Genomic DNA, 20849 nt, shown 5'->3' with positions numbered 1-20849 from the left:
GGGTTTGGACGGCGGAAGGGCTCTCGGGCGGTTCGACGCCGCTAATGCGCGAGGAGAATGGCCATACGGCAAGTCTAACGGGCCCCTGCAACTGCTTTTCGGCCATGCCGCTGCGGGTGAGCAGACCGGGATGTTCCTCTCGCTCTCGACAAAAGGGGCGAGGGGTGTCGAATTCCTCGATACTCGGCGCAGAGCGGCGGCCGCCGCCGTGACGGAGACGCGCAGGGTGGTGGTCCATGCAGTTCGACGACGACGCCGGCCTGGACACCTCGGAGGTGCGGGACGTACGGGGCAGCCGCATCCCCGGCGGGAAGGCCACCGTCGGCGGCGGTGTCGTCGGGCTCGTCGCGCTGATCCTCGGCGTCCTCTTCGGGGTGGGACCCGAGGAGCTGGGGCTGTCGTCCGGGGACCCGGAGCCCGTCGCGACCTCGTCGACCATGGCCGAGGTGGAGCGGAGCTGCCGGACGGGTGCCGACGCGAACGCCCGCGAGGACTGCCGGATCGTGGCGGTCGTCAACAGCGTGCAGGACTTCTGGCGGGCGGAGTACACCCGGCGGGGCGGACGGTACGGCGACGCGCGCACGGTGATGTTCACCGAGCGGGTCGGTACGGCCTGCGGCACGGCGACCTCGGCGGTCGGGCCGTTCTACTGCCCCGCCGACCGGCGGGTCTATCTGGACCTGGGGTTCTTCGACGAGCTGAGGACGACGTTCGGGGCGAGCGGCGGCCCGTTCGCGCAGGCGTACGTGGTGGCGCACGAGTACGGCCACCATGTGCAGAACACGATGGGCACGCTCGCCCGCTCCCAGGACGGCCGGCAGGGCGCCGACTCGCCCGCCGTACGGGTCGAACTGCAGGCGGACTGCTACGCCGGGGTGTGGGCGCACCACGCGACGACCACACCGGACGAGAAGAGCGGTCGGCCGGTGCTGACCCGGCTGACGGAAGCGGACATCCGGGACGGGCTCGACGCGGCGGCCGCGGTGGGCGACGACCGGATCCAGGAGAGGCTTCAGGGCCGGGTGACACCGGAGAGCTGGACGCACGGCTCGGCGGCGCAGCGGCAGCGGTGGTTCTCCACCGGCTTCGAGACCGGCGACATGGCGCGGTGCGACACCTTCCGCTGATTGTCGGTGGCGACTGCGAGACTGAGATCCAGGTCACATTCCGACGTGGACGACGAGAAGGAGTGATCGGGATGGCTGAGGCACCCCACATCTGTCCGGCTCTGGCATACGACGACGCCAAGGCGGCGATCAAGCTGCTCACCGAGGCGTTCGGCTTCACCGACACCGCCGTGTACGAGGGCGAGGACGGCAAGATCGTGCACGCCGAGCTGTCGTACGGCAACGGCATGGTGATGCTCGGCAGCAAGGGCACCGGCAGCGAGTTCGACAAGCTGATGACCGACGCGGGCCCGGCCGCGGTCTTCGTCCACGTGGACGATGTGGACGAACACCACGCGCGGGCCGTGCAGCACGGGGTCGAGATCGTGATGCCGCCGACGGACCAGGACTACGGCTCGCGGGACTACATCGCCCGTGACGCCGAGGGCAACGTCTGGAGCTTCGGGACGTACACCCCGGGGGCCGCCGACTAGACCCTGATCGCCGGATCTAGCGACGGCCCGCTCCCTCGTTCAGACCCTTCCGGTGTGGACCTGGAAGGCCGCCCGGCGGACGGCCTTGGCCAGGGCCGGGTCGGGGTGCGCCGCGGCGAGGGCGACCAGGACCTGGACCGTGCGCGGGTGGCCCACGGCGCGGACCTCGTCGAGCAGGGCCGGGACCGTGCCCTGTACGGCGGAGTCGAGGTGGCGTACGAGCAGCGCGCTCTCGCCGTGGTCGGCGACGGCCGCGGCGGTGTCGACCCAGAGCCAGGTGGCCTCCTCCCGGGTCAGCACGTCCGGGGCGTCGTCGGGGTCGACCCCGTCGTACTCGGCGAGCCAGAGCAGGGCGTACGGACGGAGCGACGGCTCCTCGACGGCTGCCCGGACCTCGGCCTCGGCGGGGGCGCCCACGACCCGGAGCGCCTCGAAGGCGAGGCCGCGCAGCAGGGCGTCCTCGCCACGGGCGACGGCCAGGAGTTCGGTGACGGCGCTGGAGAGCGTGCGGGCGGCGAGCCACGCGCGGTACTCGTCGCGGGCCGGGCCCGGGGTGAGGCGGGCACAGCCTCGGAGCATGTCCTCGGCGGACTGCTCGATGTTGCCCGCCGGGCTCTGGGCGGCGACGCAGATCTGCTCCAGCTTGACCCAGACCGCCCAGTTGCCGAGCGGGGTCAGGGTGGCCTGGCCCGTGCCCAGGGTGAGGGCGCCGACGGCGGCCAGGCCCTCCAGGGCCCAGTCGAGCAGCGCGGGGAGTCCGTCGGTGGCGGCGGCGGACGCGGCGGCGCCCGTGTCGGCGGCGGATCCCTGGACGGGAACCTCGCAGCGCTCCTCGCGCAGCTCGTCGACGCGTTGCCGCAGCAGGTCGAGGAGGGCCGGGACGAGCACGGGTCCGGCCGAGAGCTGGAGCAGGGAGAGGACCTGGGGAACGGCCTCGACGACCTCGGCGACGGCGCCGGCGGGCACGCCCTCGGGGGCCGGGTGGACCAGGGACCAGGCGTCGAACAGGGCCACCCAGCCGCGCAGGACGGCGGAGTCGTCGCGGTCCCAGGCGTGCAGCCGCCAGCCGGGGCGGACGGTGGCGCCGTGGAGTTCGACGAGTCCGGCGAGCCGGGCGCGGTCCCAGCCGGCCCTGACCTGGTCGGGCGTCAGGTGGAGTGCGGCGGCGGCCCGTTCCCGGGCGGAGACGGCTTCGGGGCCGGCCGGAGCGGTGAGGTCGGCCTCGCGGTCGACGGCGGCCCAGCGGGCGATCCGTACGGCGTCGGCGAGGACGGTCCGTGCCTGGCGGGCCAGTTCCGCGCGGGGCGGAGTGCCCTCGGGCGGCCGCGGCGCCGGCCGGGTGCGCCGCGTCGTCACGGCCCGTCGGGCGGTGGCCAGTGCCCGCGGACGGACGAGTCGGAGTCTGGAGTTGCGCGCCAATTGCTCATCAGGCTTTCGAGACGTCACGGGAGCAGTCTTCCCGCTGACGGCCCGAAAGCCCAATCGGAAACGGGATCACCGTCATACGCGCCGTGACGGACCGGTCCGCGGCGGCCTACAGCAGGGGGGTGAGGAAGCGCCGCAGGGCCTCTTCGTAGCGGAGCGGATCGGCGTTCCACATGGCGGCGTGCGGGGCGTGCCGTACCGTCTGAAGGCTGACCAGGTCGGGGCGGCCGGCGGCCAGTTCTCGGGAAGCCTCCCAGGGGGCGATCGTGTCGTCGGGGCCGTGGAAGACCAGGGCCGGCACACGCAGGGCGGCCGGGTCAGCGACCGCCCGGAGCCGGTCGCCGCGCAGGCCCGTCCTGCCCTGGGCGGCGCGGACGGCGAGCGGCAGCAGCGGTCCGGGGACCCGGCGGGCCGCGGCGAGGTTGCGCAGCGTGGCCTCCTGGTCGAGGACCGGGGAGTCGAGGACGACGCCGCGGATCCGGTCCCGTACGCCGGAGTGGGCGGCGGCGTGCAAGGCCATCGTGGCGCCGGTCCCCCAGCCGTGCAGCACGACCTCGCCGGCGCCCCGGCGGACGGCGTAGCGGATGGCGGCGTCGACGTCCCGCCACTCCGAGTCGCCGAGGTGGCCGATGCCGTCCGGGGAGCGGGGCGCGTCCTCGTCGCCACGGTAGGCGACGCAGAGGACGGGGATCTGCCGGCGGGAGAGGAAGGGGACGAGATTGAGGGGGTGTCGGCGGGTGGTCCCGATGCCGTGGAGGGCGATCACCCAGGTGGGGCGGGGGGCGGGGATCAGCCAGCCGGGCAGGGTGCCGAGTTCGCCGGGGATCTCGACATCCTCGTATTCGACCCCGAGCGCGGTGCGGGGGGTGCCGGAGTGCAGCTCCGGGGTGAGCCTGACCCGGGCGCCGGGCCGGAGCGTGCCGAGCTCGACCCGCTCCAGACGGCGTACGACGGTGTCGGCGGTGTGCGGGACCCGGTCGAGGACCGGCCCGACGAATCCGTGGAAGTCGGGGCCCTCGATGCCGTACGTGCCGGGGCGCAGGGAGGCGAGGCTTCGGGTGAGGGTGATTCTGCCGGGGCCGGTTTCGTGCACGGTGAGCCGGGGGTCGCCGGGCAGGGGCCGTCCGGACGCGGCCTTGAGGGCGGCGTCGCCCGCGTACCGGCCGGCCGCCACCGCGGCCGCGCCGACACCGATCAGAGTGGTGACGGCCGCTGCCGCCGCGTGAGCCGGGCGCACCGTCCCAGTGTGGTCAGGGCGGGGACGGGCCGCCACCCGGCGCACCGGTACGGCGTCCACCTGAGGGTGACGTGGATCACTTCCGGGGGTCCCTCGGTCGACTGATCCGGTCCGCCGGCGTCCACGTGCTGACACGGGGCGCGAGGGACGCGCGTGACGGATGTCCGGTCCGCCCCGTAACCGCATGGCTTACCCCGGGTCGCACGGGTCCACATCGTGGACGTGCGGGCCCTCCCGGACCGCTAAGCGGAATGCCCTGGCACCGGTTCGGGTCACCACACCGCCCGGCCCAGTTCATCTTCCGTTCACCCAGGTTGCCTACGTTCGACGAGCCACTGACGTCAAACGATTGCCTGGGTAAATGGAACACATCACGCTGCTGCTCACGATTGTGGTCGTGACAGCTCTCGTGTTCGATTTCACGAACGGTTTCCACGACACCGCCAACGCGATGGCGACCACCATCTCGACCGGCGCGATGAAGCCCAAGACGGCGGTGGCCATGTCCGCCGTGCTGAACCTGGTCGGCGCGTTCCTCTCCGTGGAGGTCGCCAAGACGATCTCCAGCGGTCTGGTGAACGAAGAGGGCATCCAGCCCGAAGTCATCTTCGCCGCGCTCGTCGGCGCAATCCTCTGGAACCTTTTGACCTGGCTGGTCGGACTGCCGTCCAGCTCGTCCCACGCCCTCATGGGCGGCCTCATCGGCGCGACGATCGCCTCGGTCGGTCTCGGCGGCGTCAACGGCGGCGTGGTCGTCACCAAGGTCCTCATCCCGGCCATCGCCGCTCCGCTGGTCGCCGGCCTCGCCGCGATGCTCGCCTCCCGGCTGACGTACCGGCTCGGCAGGAACGCCGACCGGAAGACCACCGACAAGGGCTACCGCGCGGGTCAGATCGCCTCCGCCGGTCTCGTCTCGCTCGCCCACGGCACCAACGACGCCCAGAAGACGATGGGCATCATCACGCTGGCCCTGGTCGCCGGCGGCATCCTGGTCCCGGGCTCCAACCCGCCGGTCTGGGTCATCGTCTCCGCCGGTCTGGCCATCGCCCTCGGCACCTACCTGGGCGGCTGGCGCATCATCCGCACCATGGGCAAGGGCCTCACGGACCTCCAGCCGCAGCAGGGCTTCGCCGCCCAGACCAGCGCCGCGGCCGTCATCCTGAGCTCCTCCAACCTCGGCTTCTCCCTGTCGACCACGCACTCCTGCTCCGGCGCCGTCATGGGCGCGGGCCTGGGCCGCAAGGGCGGGGTGGTCCGCTGGTCCACCGCCACCCGGATGTTCGTCGCCTGGGGCCTGACCCTCCCCGCCGCCGGCCTGGTCGCCGCGCTCTCGGAGTACGTCACCCGGCAGGGCACCTGGGGCGTCATCGCCGTCGCCGCCTTCCTGATCGCCTCCTGCACCGCGATCTGGTTCATCTCCCGCCGCCAGGTCGTCGACCACACCAACGTCAACGAGACCGAGACCGAGGCCGAGGCCCCCGGCGTCGTGACCACCGCCATCGCGGCCGTCACCCCGCCCCCGGCCGGGACCCTCACCGACGACCTGAAGACCACCATCCCCGCGCCGGCTCCCACCGACCCGGCCGCCCCGGCCGCCACGGCGACGGTCTAAGGAACGAGAGACATCAGCATGAAGATCGACTGGGCAGCTCTCGGCTCCGTCTTCGGAGTCAGCCTCGTGGCGACCGTCGCCCTCGTGGGCCTGTTCACCCTCGGCATCGTCGGCCTCTCCAAGCAGGAGCGGGCCTCGGCCCAGGGAGGCTCCGCCGCCCTCGCGCGCACCGGCGCCTACGCCTGCTTCGCCCTGTGCGCGGCGGCCGTCGCGTACGGCATCTATCTGATCGTCGTCTGACCGATCGACCCACTCACGGCTGGGCGTGCCGCACCGGAAGGTGCGGCACGCCCAGCCGTCGTGTGGGGAGGCTTCGTCGTGGGGCCGCGCTGTGGGGCTTCGCACACTCTCCCGCCGCAGGTCAGGGGTGAGTTGACGGGTGTTCGCGCTGCGTGGTGGACTTCCGGGGCCATTACGGCGGCAGAAGAGGAAGTCCGGTGCGAATCCGGCGCGGTCCCGCCACTGTGACCGGGGAACTGATCCCCGGGAGCCAGGAACTCTCACCGCCGGTCACGTCGAGCCAGGGCGCGGACCCTGAGTGAGGACATAGCGCCATGCCTGGCCGCAGAGCTGCCACCGGTGTATTCGCGTCCACGGGCGTCTTCGCGTACGGAGCCGCCTCCGGCCTGCTCGCGGACCTGCTGATCGGCGACCCGCGCCGCGGCCATCCGGTCGCCGGATTCGGGCAGGCCGCCGGCGCCGTCGAACGACTTCTCCTGCGCGACCACCGCGGGTGGGGCGCGCTGCACACCGCCGTCTGCGCGGGCGGCGCCGCCGGAGCCGCGGCGCTCGCCGCACGCGCCGTCCGCGACCGCCCCCTCGCCTCCGCCGCCCTGACCGCTGCCTCCGTGTGGGCGGTCGTCGGCGGTACGACGCTGGGCCGGGAGGCCCGTGCCATCGGCGGGGCGCTGGCCGCAGGCGACCTGGAGGTGGCCCGCGAGCGGCTGCCACATCTGTGCGGCCGCGACCCGCAGGCCCTGGACGGCCCGGCGATGGCCCGCGCGGTCGTGGAGTCCGTCGCCGAGAACACCTCCGACGCGGTCGTCGGCGCCCTGGTCTGGGGCGCGGTCGCCGGGGTCCCGGGCCTCGTCGGCTTCCGGGCCGTGAACACCCTGGACGCGATGGTCGGGCACAAGTCCCCGAAGTACCGCCGCTTCGGCTGGGCCTCCGCCCGCCTCGACGACGTGGCCGGCTGGCCGGGGGCGCGGCTGACGGCCGCGCTCGCGACCGTCGCGGGCGGCGACCCCCGTGGCGCGGTCCGGGCATGGCGGGCCGACGCGGGCAGGCACCCGAGCCCCAACGCCGGCCCGGTCGAGGCCGCGTTCGCGGGAGCGCTCGGCGTACGGCTCGGCGGGACGCTCTCGTACGGCGGACGGGTCGAGCACCGGCCGGTGCTCAACGCTGCGGGCCGCGACGTGGAAGTGGCGGACATCGAACGGGCCGTACGGCTGTCGCGCCGGGTGACCGGACTGACGCTGGCGGCCTGTGTGGCCGGAAGGATCGTGGTGGGCGCCATGAAGCGGAGGAGCGCATGAGGAGCGGACCGCGGGGAGGCGGGCTGCTGGTCGCGGGGACCACGTCCGACGCGGGCAAGAGCGTCGTCACGGCCGGGATCTGCCGCTGGCTGGTCCGCAAGGGCGTGAGGGTGGCGCCGTTCAAGGGCCAGAACATGTCCCTGAACTCCTTCGTGACCCGGGAGGGCGCGGAGATCGGCCGGGCGCAGGCGATGCAGGCGCAGGCCGCGCGGGTGGAGCCGACGGCGCTGATGAACCCGGTCCTGCTGAAGCCGGGCAGCGACCGCTCCAGCCAGGTCGTGCTGATGGGCAAGCCCGTGGGTGAGCTGAGCGCCCGTGGCTACCACGGGGGGCGGCAGAAGGAGCTGTTCGAGCCGGTCCTCGCGTGCCTGGAGGAGCTGCGGGGCAGCTATGACGCCGTGATCTGCGAGGGGGCGGGCAGTCCGGCCGAGATCAACCTGCGGCGCACGGACATCGTGAACATGGGCATCGCGCGGGCCGCGCGGCTGCCCGTGCTGGTGGTCGGCGACATCGACCGGGGAGGGGTGTTCGCCCAGTTCTTCGGGACGACGGCGCTGCTCGCCCCCGAGGACCAGGAGCTGATCGCGGGCTATCTCGTGAACAAGTTCCGGGGCGACGTCTCGCTGCTGGAGCCCGGCCTCGACATGCTGTACGACCTGACCGGACGCCGGACGTTCGGTGTGCTGCCGTACGCGCACGGGCTCGGCATCGACGAGGAGGACGGCCTGCGGGTCTCCCTGCGGGGCGCGGTCCGGGAGTCGGTCGTGGCGCCGCCCGTCGGCGCGGACGTGCTGCGGGTGGCCGTGTGTGCCGTACCGCTGATGTCGAACTTCACGGACGTGGACGCGCTGGCGGCCGAACCGGGCGTCGTGGTGCGGTTCGTGGACCGCGCCGAGGAGCTCGTCGACGCCGACCTGGTGGTGGTGCCGGGGACGCGCGGGACGGTGAAGGCGCTGGCGTGGCTGCGGGAGCGCGGACTGGCGGACGCGCTGGCGCGGCGGGCGGCGGAGGGCCGGCCGGTGCTCGGCATCTGCGGCGGCTTCCAGGCCCTCGGCGCGCACATCGAGGACGAGGTCGAGTCGAAGGCGGGCTCCGTGGACGGGCTCGGGCTGCTGCCCGTACGGGTCCGGTTCGCGCCCGAGAAGACCCTGGCCCGGCCGGTCGGCGAGGCCCTCGGCGAGCGGGTGGAGGGGTACGAGATCCACCACGGCGTCGCCGAGGTCCTGGGCGGCGAGCCGTTCCTGGACGGCTGCCGGGTCGGCTCCGTCTGGGGCACGCACTGGCACGGCTCGCTGGAGAGCGACGGTTTCCGCCGCGCGTTCCTGCGGGAGGTCGCGGCGGCGGCGGGGCGGCGTTTCGTGCCCGCGCCGGACACGAGCTTCGGCACGCTGCGCGAGGAGCAGCTGGACCGCCTCGGCGATCTGATCGAGGAACACGCGGACACGGACGCGTTGCTGCGCCTGATCGAGGACGGCCCGCTGCCCGGCCTGCCGTTCATCCCGCCGGGTGCGCCGTGAGCGCGCCGGCCGACCGTCAGCGGTCTGACCTTGAAGGAGTGACTGCCCGATGAGCACCCGGTATCCGTTCACCGCCGTCGTCGGCATGGACGACCTGCGGCTGGCGTTGCTGCTGAACGCCGTCAGCCCGGCGGTGGGCGGTGTCCTCGTACGCGGCGAGAAGGGCACCGCCAAGAGCACGGCCGTCCGCGCTCTCGCGGACCTGCTGCCCGAGGTGCCGGTCGTGGCGGGCTGCCGGTTCAGCTGCGATCCGGTCTCCCCCGACCCGGGCTGCCCGGACGGGCCGCACGAGCCCGCGCCGGCCGCCACGCGTCCCGCGCGGATGGTCGAGCTGCCCGTCGGCGCCTCCGAGGACCGGCTCGTGGGCGCGCTGGACATCGAGCGGGCCCTCGCGGAGGGCGTGAAGGCGTTCGAGCCGGGGCTGCTCGCGGACGCCCACCGCGGGATCCTCTACGTCGACGAGGTCAACCTCCTCCACGACCACCTGATCGACCTGCTGCTCGACGCGGCCGCCATGGGCTCCTCGTACGTGGAGCGCGAGGGCGTCTCCGTACGGCACGCGGCCCGGTTCCTGCTGGTGGGCACGATGAACCCCGAAGAGGGCGAGCTGCGACCGCAGTTGCTGGACCGCTTCGGGCTGACCGTCGAGGTCGCCGCCTCGCGGGAGCCCGGGCAGCGGGTCGAGGTCGTGCGCCGCCGGCTCGCGTTCGACGACGATCCGGCCTCCTTCGCCGCACGCTGGGCGGGCGAGGAGAGCGCGCTGCGGGACCGGATCGCGGCCGCGCGGGCGCTGCTGCCGAGGGTGGCGCTCGGGGACGCGGCCCTCCTCCAGATCGCCGCGACGTGCGCCGCGTTCGAGGTGGACGGCATGCGCGCCGACATCGTCATGGCCCGTACGGCGACCGCGCTCGCCGCGTGGGCGGGCCGGACGGACGTCACCTCCGACGACGTACGGCAGGCGGCGCTGCTCGCCCTCCCGCACCGCAGGCGCCGCAACCCCTTCGACGCGCCCGGTCTCGACGAGGACAAGCTCGACGAGACCCTGGAGCGGTTCAAGGACGAGGACCCGGACCCGGACCCGGGACCCGGTGACGGCGGCCCCGACGGCGGCGGGGGCGGGGGCGTGCCTCCGCAGGGCGGCGGCCCCGACGGCGCCCCGCGCGACGCCGGGCCGGACGCCGGGCCGGACGAGGCTCCGGCGGAGTCCCCAGCCCCTGAGCCCGCGCCCTCGCAGGGCGGCCCCGGCGCCGGAGAGCGCGCCGCCGTCAAGGCCGCCGAGCCCTTCCGTACGAAGATGCTCAGCGTGCCCGGGCTCGGCGAGGGGGCGGCCGGGCGCCGCTCCCGGGCCCGTACCGAGCACGGCAGGACGACCGGTGCCGTACGGCCGCGCGGGGCGCTGACCAAGCTGCACCTGGCGGCGACCGTGCACGCCGCGGCTCCGCATCAGAAGGTGCGCGGGCGTTCGGGCCCGGGCCTGGTGGTGCGGCGGGACGACCTGCGGCAGGCCACCCGCGAGGGCCGCGAGGGCAATCTGGTGCTGTTCGCCGTCGATGCGTCCGGCTCGATGGCGGCACGGCAGCGGATGAGCGCCGTCAAGGGAGCCGTGCTCTCGCTCCTCCTCGACGCCTACCAGCGGCGCGACAAGGTCGGCTTGGTGACCTTCCGGGGCCGGGACGCCGAGGTCGCGCTGCCGCCGACCTCGTCCGTGGACGCGGCCGCGGCCCGGCTGGAACAGCTCCCGACGGGTGGGCGTACGCCCCTGTCGGCAGGGCTGCTCAAGGCGCACGACGTGCTCCGCGTGGAGCGGCTGCGCGACCCCTCGCGCCGCCCGCTGCTCGTCGTCGTGACCGACGGCCGGGCGACCGGCGGCGGCGCCGACCCGGTGGCGCTCGCCGCCCGTGCCGCGCGGCTGCACGCCGCCGACGGCACGGCGGCCGTCGTGGTGGACTGCGAGAGCGGTCCGGTGCGGCTCGGGCTCGCCGGGGACCTCGCCCGTGAACTGGGCGGCACGGCCGTGACCTTGGACGAGCTGCGCGCCGACTCGATCGCCGGGCTGGTCCGAGACGTACAGGCAGCAGGACAGACAACCAGGAGGGCCGCGTAATGCCGCAGGGACAGCCGACCGTCGTACCCGACGACGGACTCACCACCCGTCAACGCCGCAACCGCGCGCTGGTGATGGTGCACACGGGCGTCGGCAAGGGGAAGTCGACCGCCGCCTTCGGCATGGCGCTGCGCGCCTGGAACCAGGGCTGGCCGATCGGGGTGTTCCAGTTCGTCAAGTCCGCCAAGTGGAAGGTCGGCGAGGAGAACGCCCTCAAGGCGCTCGGTGAGACCGGCAAGGGCGGGACCGTCACCTGGAACAAGATGGGCGAGGGCTGGTCCTGGATCCAGCGCGAGGTCGCCGAGGGCGAGCAGTCGCACGAGGACAAGGCGCGCGAGGGCTGGGAGCAGGTCAAGCGGGACCTCGCCGAGGAGAGGTACAAGTTCTACGTCCTCGACGAGTTCGCCTACCTGCTGCACTGGGGCTGGATCGACGTGAAGGAGGTCGTGGAGGTGCTGCGCGACCGCCCCGGGCAGCAGCATGTCGTCATCACCGGCCGCAACGCGCCGCAGGAGCTGGTCGACTTCGCGGATCTCGTCACCGACATGTCGAAGGTGAAACATCCGATGGACGCCGGCCAGAAGGGCCAGCGGGGCATCGAGTGGTAGCACGTCTCGTCATCGCCGCGCCGTCCTCCGGCGCGGGCAAGACCACGGTCGCGACCGGCCTGATGGCCGCGTTCGCCGGCCGTGGTCTGGCGGTCTCCCCGCACAAGGTGGGACCGGACTACATCGACCCCGGCTACCACGCGCTGGCCACCGGCCGCCCGGGCCGGAACCTCGACGCGTACATGTGCGGTACGGGTCTGGTCGCGCCGCTCTTCGCGCACGGGTCGCGCGGCTGCGACCTGGCGGTCGTCGAGGGCGTCATGGGCCTGTACGACGGCGCCGCGGACCAGGGCGAACTGGCCTCCACCGCGCAGGTCGCGAAGTTGCTGAAGGCGCCGGTGGTGCTCGTCGTCGACGCCTCGTCGCAGTCGCGGTCGGTGGCGGCGCTGGTGCACGGGTTCGCGTCCTGGGACCCGGAGGTGCGGATCGGCGGGGTGATCCTGAACAAGGTCGCGACCGACCGGCACGAGCACCTGCTGCGGGAGGCTCTGGGCGAGTCGGGGGTGCCGGTGCTCGGCGTGCTGCGGAGGGCGCCCGCCGTGGCGACGCCGTCGCGGCACCTGGGCCTCGTGCCGGTGGCCGAGCGACAGGCCGCGGCGGTGGAGGCGGTGGCCGCGCAGGCGGCGCAGGTCCGTGCCGGGTGCGACCTGGACGCGCTTCTGGCCTTGGCGCGGTCGGCGCCCGAACTGCACGCCGAGGCGTGGACACCTGACGTCGTCGAGCGGCTGACCGCCGGTGGCGGGGTTGTGCCCGCCCTCCCCCGGACTTCGTCCGGGGGGACCCCCCTCGCCCCTGCGGAACGTATGCCCACAACCAGGCCGGTGGTCGCCGTCGCCGGAGGCGCCGCGTTCACGTTCTCGTACGCCGAGCATGCTGAGCTGCTCACCGCCGCCGGGGCCGAGGTCGTCACGTTCGATCCGTTGCGGGACGAGAGCCTTCCCGAGGGGACGAGCGGGCTCGTCATCGGAGGCGGTTTTCCCGAGATGTACGGCTCCGAGCTGTCCGCCAACGAGCCGCTGCGCAAGGCCGTCGCCGAGCTGGCCCGGTCGGGGGCGCCCGTGGCCGCCGAGTGCGCCGGGCTGCTGTACCTCGCGCGCTCGCTCGACGGGACGCCGATGTGCGGGGTGCTCGACGCGGACGCGCGGATGTCGTCACGCCTGACGCTCGGCTACCGGGACGCCGTGGCCGTCAGCGACAGTTCGCTGGCCGCGGCCGGTACGCGGATGCGCGGGCACGAGTTCCACCGGACCGTGATCGAGCCGGGTGCGGGCGCGGCGGCGGCCTGGGGGCTGCGGCAGCCGGAGCGGCGTCTGGAGGGGTTCGTGCAGCGGGGGGTGCACGCGAGTTATGTGCACACCCACTGGGCCGGTGCGCCCGAGGCGGCCGTGCGGTTCGTCGACCACTGTGCGAACGGGCCCGCGGCGTGAGTTCGGCCGGTGACGCCCACCACGAGCCGGATGAGGGCCACGCGCTCCACCGTGCGGGGATCGGTGCGGGCGCCGTCGTGGTGGGCGTCGGGGCCCGTTCGGGCGTGTCGGTGGACGAGGTGGCCGGCCTGGTGGGGCGGGCCCTGGCGGAGGCGGGTCTGACGGTCGCGGACGTGGTGGCGCTGGCCACGCTGGACGCGCGGGCCGAGGAGCCGGGGATCGTGGGGACGGCGGAGCGCTGGGGGGTGCCGGTACGGGCGTTCGGGTCCGAGGTGCTGGCCTCCGTGTCCGTGCCGCATCCGTCGCCGGTGCCTCTGGCGGCGACGGGGACGGCTTCCGTGGCGGAGGCGGCGGCGCTCGCGGGCGCGTCGGCTCTGGCCGGGACGGGCGTGGGGACGGGCACGGGCGTGGGGGCCCAACTTCTCGTACCGAAACGGAAAACACGCGGCGTTACATGCGCTATCGCCCGTTCTCTCCCGTTTGTGACGAACGAAGAGTCCATCGCCGCACGGTTGTTGCCCCAGGGACACGGGTACACCGCTGGGAAGGCGGCGTTCGACCCGGTCCCCGAGCTCCGTACACCCCCCACTCATCACCCGACGGCGGCCATGTATACGCATACGCACTCCGATGCCCATGATCTGCGTCATCACGGTGACGCCGAGATACGGGACGAGAAATTGATCGACCTCGCGGTCAACGTCCGTACGAACACGCCGCCGGAGTGGTTGCGGGAGCGGATCGCGGCCTCGTTGACGAGTCTCGCGCTCTACCCCGACGGGCGGGCCGCGCGGGCTGCGATCGCCGAGCGGCACGATCTGTCGCCGCGGCGGGTGCTGCTCACGGCCGGTGCGGCGGAGGCGTTCGTGCTGCTGGCGCGGGCGCTGCCGGTGCGGCGGCCGGTCGTGGTGCATCCGCAGTTCACCGAGCCTGAGGCGGCGCTGCGTGACGCCGGGCACGAGGTGGGCCGGGTGCTGCTGCGCGAGAAGGACGGCTTCCGGCTCGATCCGGCGATGGTGCCGGAGGAGGCGGACCTGGTGGTGATCGGGAACCCGACGAATCCGACGTCCGTGCTGCACCCGGCGGAGACGATCGCCTCGCTGGCGCGGCCGGGGCGGACGCTGGTGGTGGACGAGGCGTTCCTGGACGCGGTGCCGGGCGAGCGGGAGGCGCTGGCCGGGCGGACGGACACGCCGGGTCTGGTGGTGCTGCGGAGCCTGACGAAGACCTGGGGGCTGGCGGGGCTGCGGATCGGCTATGTCCTCGCCGAGCCGGAGACGATCGCCGCTCTCGAACGGGCGCAGCCGCTGTGGCCGGTGTCGACACCGGCGCTGGTGGCGGCGGAGGCGTGCATGTCGCGGCCCGCGCTGGCGGAGGCGGAGCACGCGGCGCACCGGATCGGCGTGGAGCGGGCGCATCTGCTCGCCGGACTCGCGGAGTTCGACGAGGTCCGGACGGTGTCGGCGGCGGAGGGGCCGTTCGTGCTGATCCGGATCGAGCGGGCGGACGCGGTACGGGAGCGGCTGCGGGCGCTGGGGTTCGCGGTGCGACGCGGCGACACGTTCCCGGGCCTGGACCGGAACTGGCTGAGGCTGGCGGTCCGCGACCGGACGACGACGAACTGCTTTCTGCAGGCCCTGGACCAGGCGCTGCTGATCGAGGGTTAGGAGCGCCCGTAGGGGAGTTCTTGGCGTCGAGCTCTTGGGCGGCGGGAGGGCGGTGCCGTCGGCGCCGCCCTCCCCTTCCCTCTTCCCCTGAGGCCCCCCTCGGGTCGGTCAGCCGCGGGCGCGGATCCGCGCCAGTACGAGGGCGCCGCCGCCGACGCCGAGCAGGAGGGCGGCGCCGCCCGCGAGGTACGGGGTCGTCGAGCTGCCGCCGGTCTCGGCGAGGTTCTGATCGGTCGGGGTCGAGCCGCCGTTCTGGGTTTCGACGCCGCCGCCGTCGGTGGGCCGGCCGGAGGGCTCCTTCGTGGGCTTCTCGGTGGGCCGGTCCGTGGGCTTCTCGGTGGGCCGGGTGCCCTTCGGGGTCTCGCAGGTGGCTTCGGCGAGGGTGACCGTGCCGGTCACCTTCGCCACGTTCAGGTCGAGCGGGTTGACGGCGACCTTCAGTTCGAGGGCGGTGGCCGCCGCGGTGCGTGAGGTCGTGGCCGTCCGCGACAGGTCCAGGGTGACCTTGCCGACCCCGGGCACGGTGACCTCGGTCCGTCCGGCGGAGGAGAGCGTGATCCTCTTGCCGAGGACCCTCACATGCCCGAGCACGTTGGACTCGGCCACGGGCCGCTTGCCCGCCTCGCAGACCGCCTTGGACGTGACCTTCTCCACCTCGATCAGGGCGAGCGCCGGAAGGCCGGGCACGTGGACCCGCGCCTTGACGAGGTGGGTGCGGCCCTCGGCCCTCGTGCCGTCCACGGTCGCGCGGGCGGTCGCCACGTCGGCGCGCAGGACGTTGACCGGCCTTCCCTGCTCCACGCCGTCGAGCGTCACGGTGAGCGCCGTCCTGTCCGCGTCGGCCGGTGCCTGGACGTCGTTGAGGGAGGCCCTCAGGGGCACGTGCACGGAGTTGAGCAGGGAGACGTCGAGGCCGGTCCGCAGGACGGCGGCGGTGGCGCGTCCTTCGCCGCCCGTGGCGTGCGCCGCGGGAGCCGCGAGGACCACGGGTCCGACGGCCAGCGCGACGACGGTCGCGGCGGCGGCGGTACGGCGTACGGGCATGCGGAAGGTGTTGCTGTTCAAGGTGTGGAACCCCCACAGGAGACATGGCGTCGCCGTCCGCTCACCACGGGGACATGTGGCCGGTGCGGAGTCGGTGACTTGAGACACCGGAATCTTTACGTACGGAGAGTGAACCGACAGACACCTGAGGTGAGTTCACTCGAAAGGGGGGTTTCTGTGTGCGTATTCGATTCTTTCGGCACAGGCGTTCCCCTGAGCCCCGCGCGTCGCACCCCTGTGGGTGTACGCGCCGCACCAGAGGAGCAATTCAACGAGGTGCGTCGCCGTGAGGTAACGGATTGTCAACCGGCCGCCCGCCCGGGAGGGGGTCCGCGGGCGGCGCGGGCCCCTCGCGCTGCTGTAGTAGGTTAGGGCAACCTAACCTAAGAAGTAGTGGACGAGATCGGGGTCGGAGTGGGCATCGAGGTCTTTCGGGACATGTGGGGCGTCCCGCATCTGCGCGCCGCCGACCCCGGCGAACTCGCTCGCGCGCAGGGGCGCGTGACCGCGCGGGACCGGGCCTGGCAGCTGGAGGTCGAGCGGCACCGGGCGCAGGGGGCCACGGCGGCGTTCCTCGGGGCGGCCGAGGTGGGATGGGACACCTTCGCCCGCCAGGCGCGCCTGGCCGACACCGCGCGCCGCTGTTTCGACCGGCTCGACCGCGAGGACGAGGGGACGGCGCGGTGGGTGCGGGCGTACGTGGACGGGGTCAACGAGGGTCTGCCGGAAGGGGCCCGGCGAGCACCCGAGTTCGCGGCGACGGGGCTCGTCCCGGGCCGCTGGGAGCCGTGGACGCCGCTGGCCGTCTGGCTGTCCACCCACATTCTCTTCGCGGGCTTCCCGACGAAGCTGTGGCGCGAGGAGGTCGCGCGGCGGCTCGGTGAGGAGTGGGTCGAGCTGTTCGCCACGGACGGGCCGGGGACGGCGGGCTCCAACGGCTGGGTGGTCTCCGGCGCCCGCACGGCCGGCGGGTCCGCCATCGTGGCGGGCGACCCGCACCGCTTCATCGAGGCGCCCGGGGTCTACCAGCAGATCAGGCTCGCCTGCCCCGAGTACGACGTGGTCGGCCTCGCCGTCCCGGGCGTGCCGGGCCTCGCCCACTTCGGCCACACGGGCGGGGTGGCCTGGGCGATCACCAACGCGATGGCGGACTACCAGGACCTGTACCGGGAGCGCCTGCGCCGGACCGCCGACGGCGGCGTGGAGGCGCTCGGCCCGGACGGCTGGCACCCGGCGTCGGTCCACACCGAGACGGTGGAGGTGGCGGACGCGGAGCCGGTCGAGATCGAGGTGATCGAGACGGCCCGGGGGCCGGTGATCATCACGGAGGTGACCGGGGGGTTCGCCGGGCGGGGAGTGCCTGGCATCGGACCGTGCGCGGCCGGGCAGGCCGCCGGGGGCGGGGACGGCGTCGTCACGGAGGCCGGGGCGGGGACCGAGCCGGGCGCCCGCCCGGGCGCGGCTGACCACGGGCACGCCGCCGAGGGCGGGAACGGCCTCGTTGCGGAGGCCGGGGCAGGCACGGACCCGGGCGTGGCCGGCATCGGGGCCGGTTCCGGCGCCGGGCGCTCTTGGGAGGGGATCAGTCTGCGGTACCCGCCTCGGGTGACCGGTGAGCTCGGCTTCCGGGTGCTGCCGGAGCTGCTCGCCGCGCGGACCGTCGCGGACGTGGACCGCGCCGTCGACGGATGGGTCGAGCCCGTCAACGTCCTTCAGGCCGCCGACACCGCCGGTGGGCTTCTGCACCGGGTCGCGGGGCATGTGCCCGTCCGGGACCGCGCCAACTCCCTGCGGGTGGTGCCCGCCTGGGAATCCGGCCACGCGTGGCGCGACGGATCCGCCCCGATGCCGCGAGCCGACGTCGACGGCCACGCCGTCATGGCCAACGCCCGGGGCCTCGCGGCCCCGCTCGGCGTGGAGTTCGCGCCGCCGCACCGGGCGGCCCGTATCGACGCGCTGCTCGCGCAGTCCACGGAGTGGACCCCGGAGGCGATGGCCTCGGTCCACACCGACACCGACAACCCCTCGGCGGCACGCCTGCTCGCGGCGATCCGCGCCACGGGCGCGACCGGCGATGAGCCGGGTCCGGTGCCCGGCGGCGCCGCGAAGGCCGGCATCCCCGGGGCCCCGCATGAGGCCGAGCCGGTGGCACCGGCACGCTCCGGCACCGAGCCCGTGGCGCGAGTGGCGGCCGGTCCGGCCGCCCACGGTGCCGACTCCGGGGCCCCTGCGGTGGCAGACCCCACCGCCCCCGGCACCGATACCGGAGCCCCGGCAGGCGCCGGCCCAGCCGCCCCCCGCATCGAATCCAGCGCCCCAGCAGCCGCCGCCGGCCCGGCCGCCGCCCCCGGCACCGATTCCGAGGCCAGCACGCGGGCCGACGCGGCCGCGCCCCGCGACGAGTCCGGGACCCCAACAGGCGCCGGACCGGCCGCGGCCCGCGCCGGGTGCGCAGCCCCAACGGCAGCCTCCACGGCGGTGGCGGGGCGCGAAGCGCCGGGGCTGTCCCCCCGGGCCGCGCTCGTGCGGGCACGGTTGCTGGCGTGGGATCGGCGGATGCGGGGCGAGAGCCGGGACGCCGGGCTGTACGCCGCCGTTCGCGGGGCCGTCGTGCGGCGGGTCGCCGCGCATCCCGCCTTCGAGGCCCTGCGGGAGCCGGCTCCGTACCCCGCCCTGTTCCAGCCGTGGCTCGCGCTCGGCCCCCGGGTGGCGTTCGCGCTGGAGACGCTGCTCGTCTCCGGCCCCGTGCCGGCCGAGGACATCGCGGAGATCGTCCGGGAAGCGCTCGAAGAGGTCGCCGCCGGTGAGGAGCCACCCGCCTGGGGCGTGACGCACCGCCTCGCGCCCTGGCAGGCGCTGCCCGATCCGGACGACGCCCAATGGCCCGGCCTCGACGGGGACCACGACTGCGTGCTGTCCACGTCCAGCGTGCCCGGGTTCACCGACCGCAGCGCCCGCGCCTCGGCCGCGCGCTACGTCTGGGACCTCGCCGACCGCGACAACAGCCTCTGGGTCGTGCCCTTCGGCGCCTCCGGCGTCGACGGCGACCCCCACCACCGCGACCAACTCCCGCTGTGGCTGCGGGGCGAGCTCGCCCCCGTCACCACCGACTGGCACCACCTCACCAAGGAGCTCCCCCATGACGACCACTGAGCCCGTCCACGTCCAGACCGTCGAGGGCTTCGGCACCGTCACGATCGACCGCGTCGACCCCGACCGCGACGCAGCCCTCCTCCACGGCTGGGTCAACGAGGACCGGGCCCGGTTCTGGGGCATGGGCGGAACCACCGTCGAGCAGGTGCGGGACGTCTACGCGCACCTGGACTCCCTCACCACGCACCACGGCTACCTCGCCCGGCGGAACGGCGAGCCGGTCGCGCTCTTCCAGACGTACGACCCCGAGGCCGACCGGGTCGGCGAGTGCTACGACGTGCTGCCCGGCGACATCGGCGTCCATCTGCTGGTCGCGCCGACCGCCGCCCCGGAGCCGGGATTCTCCGGCGGCCTGCTCACCGCCCTGATCGACTTCGCCCTGACCGGCCGCGCCCGGGTGGTCGCCGAGCCCGACGCCGCCAACGAGAAGGCGATCGCCCGGCTGGTGCGGGCCGGGTTCGAACTCGGCCCGGAGGTGGTGCTGCCGGAGGTGGACCTGCCCGAGGTCTTCATCCCGGAGAAGAAGGCCCGGCTGGCGTTCCTCTCCCGCTAGCACCGATCACCGGAGGGCGTTTCCCGTCACCCGGCCGCCCGGCCCCCTCGGCCCCACCCGTGGTCGTCCGCCCCGCCCGGCGGGCGGCCCGTCTCAGTCGATCACCCGCCCGTTGACGATCACCCGCCGCGGCGCCGCCAGGACGCGGACGTCCGCGCGCGGGTCGTCGTCGTAGACGACCAGGTCCGCCGGGGCGCCCTCGTCCAGTGAGGGGCGCCCCAGCCAGGACCGTGCTCCCCAGGCGGTCGCCGAGAGGGCCTCGATCGGCGGGATACCGGCCTTGACCAGCTCCTCGACCTCCGCCGCGACCAGGCCGTGGGCCAGGGAGCCGCCCGCGTCCGTGCCGACGAAGACCGGGACGCCCGCGTCGTACGCCGAGCGGACGGTGTCGTACCGGCGCTCGTACAGCCGTCGCATATGCGCCGACCAGCGCGGGAACTTCTCCTCGCCGCCGTCCGCGAGCCGCGGGAACGTGGCGATGTTGACGAGCGTCGGAACGATCGCGACGCCCCGCTCCGCGAAGAGCGGGATCGTCTCCTCGGTCAGGCCGGTGGCGTGCTCGATGCAGTCGATGCCCGCCTCCACCAGGTCCCGCAGCGAGTCCTCGGCGAAGCAGTGCGCCGTGACCCGTGCCCCGAGGCGGTGCGCCTCCGCGATCGCCGCCTCGACCTCGGCGCGCGGCCAGCAGGCGGTCAGGTCGCCTTCCTCGCGGTCGATCCAGTCCCCGACCAGCTTGACCCAGCCGTCACCGCGCCGGGCCTCCCGGCCGACGTACGCCACCAGGTCGGACGGCTCGATCTCATGGGCGTAGTTGCGGATGTAGCGGCGGGTGCGGGCGATGTGGCGGCCCGCGCGGATGATCTTCGGGAGGTCGTCGCGGGCGTCGATCCAGCGTGTGTCGGAGGGCGAACCGGCGTCGCGGATCAGGAGCGTGCCCGCGTCGCGGTCGGTCAGCGCCTGCTTCTCGCTCGTGGCGTCGTCGACGGGGCCGTGCCGGTCGAGCCCCACGTGGCAGTGCGCGTCGACGAGGCCGGGCAGGGCCCAGCCGGTCACGGTCAGGACGTCGTCCGGTCGCGCCGGCGGGCGCTCGAAGGTGATCCGGCCGTCGACGGCCCACAGTTCGTCCCGTACGTCCTCCGGGCCGACGAGCACCCGCCCCTTCACATGCAGCACCACGTGATCGCTCATGCCTGCACTGTACGAGGGGCGGGCGGGCCGCCGGGAGCCGCGCCCGTCACTCCCCCACGGCGGCTCCGTACTAGGTCGTGGCCGCGCCCCCGGGCGCCGGGGCCCCTCTCGGTACCCTGATCCGATGCCGCTCAGCGGCCTCACCGTGAGCGCCGGCGTCCGCTCCGCCCGCCGGGCCG

General features: G+C 74.2%; 16 protein-coding genes and 1 riboswitch. Of the genes, 12 read left to right on the top strand and 4 right to left on the bottom strand.

Features of this window, described 5'->3' with window-relative positions:
* Positions 1–236: 236 nt before the first annotated feature.
* Together ACIRB4_RS09715 and ACIRB4_RS09710 are read left to right on the top strand one after the other, a co-directional pair.
* A complete protein-coding gene (locus ACIRB4_RS09715) occupies positions 237–1127 on the top strand; it encodes a neutral zinc metallopeptidase (RefSeq protein ID WP_403289551.1) in 891 nt (296 codons plus the stop codon).
* Positions 1128–1198: 71 nt separating this feature from the next.
* The gene (locus ACIRB4_RS09710) at positions 1199–1600 is read left to right on the top strand and encodes a VOC family protein (protein ID WP_403289550.1); all 402 of its coding nucleotides are present in this window, start codon (positions 1199–1201) and stop codon (positions 1598–1600) included.
* Between the two features lie 39 nt (positions 1601–1639).
* On the opposite strand, the gene ACIRB4_RS09705 is transcribed toward ACIRB4_RS09710, so the two are convergent.
* Both ACIRB4_RS09705 and ACIRB4_RS09700 read right to left on the bottom strand, forming a co-directional pair.
* Positions 1640–3046 carry a hypothetical protein gene (locus tag ACIRB4_RS09705; RefSeq protein ID WP_403289548.1) on the bottom strand — a complete coding sequence of 469 codons (1407 nt, stop codon included), beginning with the start codon at positions 3044–3046 and terminating at the stop codon, positions 1640–1642.
* An 88-nt stretch (positions 3047–3134) separates the two neighbouring features.
* On the bottom strand, positions 3135–4262 hold the full coding sequence (locus tag ACIRB4_RS09700) for an alpha/beta hydrolase (protein WP_403289547.1): 1128 nt from the start codon (positions 4260–4262) through the stop codon (positions 3135–3137).
* A gap of 361 nt (positions 4263–4623) precedes the next feature.
* Between ACIRB4_RS09700 and ACIRB4_RS09695 the strand changes: the two genes are divergently transcribed.
* The 8 genes from ACIRB4_RS09695 to cobC all read left to right on the top strand — a co-directional run bounded on the left by ACIRB4_RS09695 (position 4624) and on the right by cobC (position 14732).
* Positions 4624–5874, top strand: a complete 1251-nt coding sequence (locus ACIRB4_RS09695) for an anion permease (protein WP_403289545.1) — start codon at positions 4624–4626, stop codon at positions 5872–5874.
* Positions 5875–5892: 18 nt separating this feature from the next.
* Positions 5893–6114: a hypothetical protein gene (locus ACIRB4_RS09690; protein WP_403289543.1), complete on the top strand. Its 222-nt coding sequence runs from the start codon at positions 5893–5895 to the stop codon at positions 6112–6114.
* A 138-nt stretch (positions 6115–6252) separates the two neighbouring features.
* Positions 6253–6395: riboswitch (cobalamin riboswitch) on the top strand.
* A 33-nt stretch (positions 6396–6428) separates the two neighbouring features.
* Positions 6429–7409, top strand: a complete 981-nt coding sequence (locus ACIRB4_RS09685; RefSeq protein WP_403289541.1) for a cobalamin biosynthesis protein — start codon at positions 6429–6431, stop codon at positions 7407–7409.
* On the top strand, positions 7406–8926 hold the full coding sequence (locus ACIRB4_RS09680) for a cobyric acid synthase (protein ID WP_403289540.1): 1521 nt from the start codon (positions 7406–7408) through the stop codon (positions 8924–8926). The genes ACIRB4_RS09685 and ACIRB4_RS09680 overlap by 4 nt, the downstream gene beginning before the upstream one ends.
* A gap of 49 nt (positions 8927–8975) precedes the next feature.
* Entirely contained in the window at positions 8976–11030 is a 2055-nt protein-coding gene (locus ACIRB4_RS09675; RefSeq protein WP_403289538.1) for a putative cobaltochelatase, read from the top strand.
* Positions 11030–11638 (top strand): cob(I)yrinic acid a,c-diamide adenosyltransferase, encoded by a 609-nt coding sequence (gene cobO / locus ACIRB4_RS09670; protein ID WP_189950455.1) that lies wholly within the window; start codon positions 11030–11032, stop codon positions 11636–11638. The genes ACIRB4_RS09675 and cobO overlap by 1 nt, the downstream gene beginning before the upstream one ends.
* The gene (locus tag ACIRB4_RS09665; protein WP_403289537.1) at positions 11632–13065 is read left to right on the top strand and encodes a cobyrinate a,c-diamide synthase; all 1434 of its coding nucleotides are present in this window, start codon (positions 11632–11634) and stop codon (positions 13063–13065) included. The genes cobO and ACIRB4_RS09665 overlap by 7 nt, the downstream gene beginning before the upstream one ends.
* A gap of 59 nt (positions 13066–13124) precedes the next feature.
* A complete protein-coding gene (gene cobC, locus ACIRB4_RS09660; protein WP_403289683.1) occupies positions 13125–14732 on the top strand; it encodes an Rv2231c family pyridoxal phosphate-dependent protein CobC in 1608 nt (535 codons plus the stop codon).
* Positions 14733–14840: 108 nt separating this feature from the next.
* Here cobC and ACIRB4_RS09655 read toward each other — a convergent pair whose 3' ends face one another.
* Positions 14841–15797 carry an SCO1860 family LAETG-anchored protein gene (locus ACIRB4_RS09655; RefSeq protein ID WP_403289536.1) on the bottom strand — a complete coding sequence of 319 codons (957 nt, stop codon included), beginning with the start codon at positions 15795–15797 and terminating at the stop codon, positions 14841–14843.
* 417 nt (positions 15798–16214) lie between these two features.
* Here ACIRB4_RS09655 and ACIRB4_RS09650 point away from each other — a divergent pair, with 417 nt between their 5' ends.
* Positions 16215–18929, top strand: coding sequence for a penicillin acylase family protein (locus tag ACIRB4_RS09650; protein WP_403289681.1), 2715 nt, complete (start codon positions 16215–16217; stop codon positions 18927–18929).
* Entirely contained in the window at positions 18916–19482 is a 567-nt protein-coding gene (locus ACIRB4_RS09645; RefSeq protein ID WP_403289535.1) for a GNAT family N-acetyltransferase, read from the top strand. Before ACIRB4_RS09650 ends, ACIRB4_RS09645 begins: the two co-directional genes overlap by 14 nt.
* 93 nt (positions 19483–19575) lie before the next feature.
* Here ACIRB4_RS09645 and ACIRB4_RS09640 read toward each other — a convergent pair whose 3' ends face one another.
* Positions 19576–20670: an amidohydrolase family protein gene (locus ACIRB4_RS09640; RefSeq protein WP_403289534.1), complete on the bottom strand. Its 1095-nt coding sequence runs from the start codon at positions 20668–20670 to the stop codon at positions 19576–19578.
* Positions 20671–20849: the final 179 nt, after the last annotated feature.

Source organism: Streptomyces sp. NPDC093600, from assembly GCF_044764755.1.
Taxonomy (GTDB): domain Bacteria; phylum Actinomycetota; class Actinomycetes; order Streptomycetales; family Streptomycetaceae; genus Streptomyces.
This window is presented reverse-complemented; position numbering and strand designations above follow the sequence as displayed.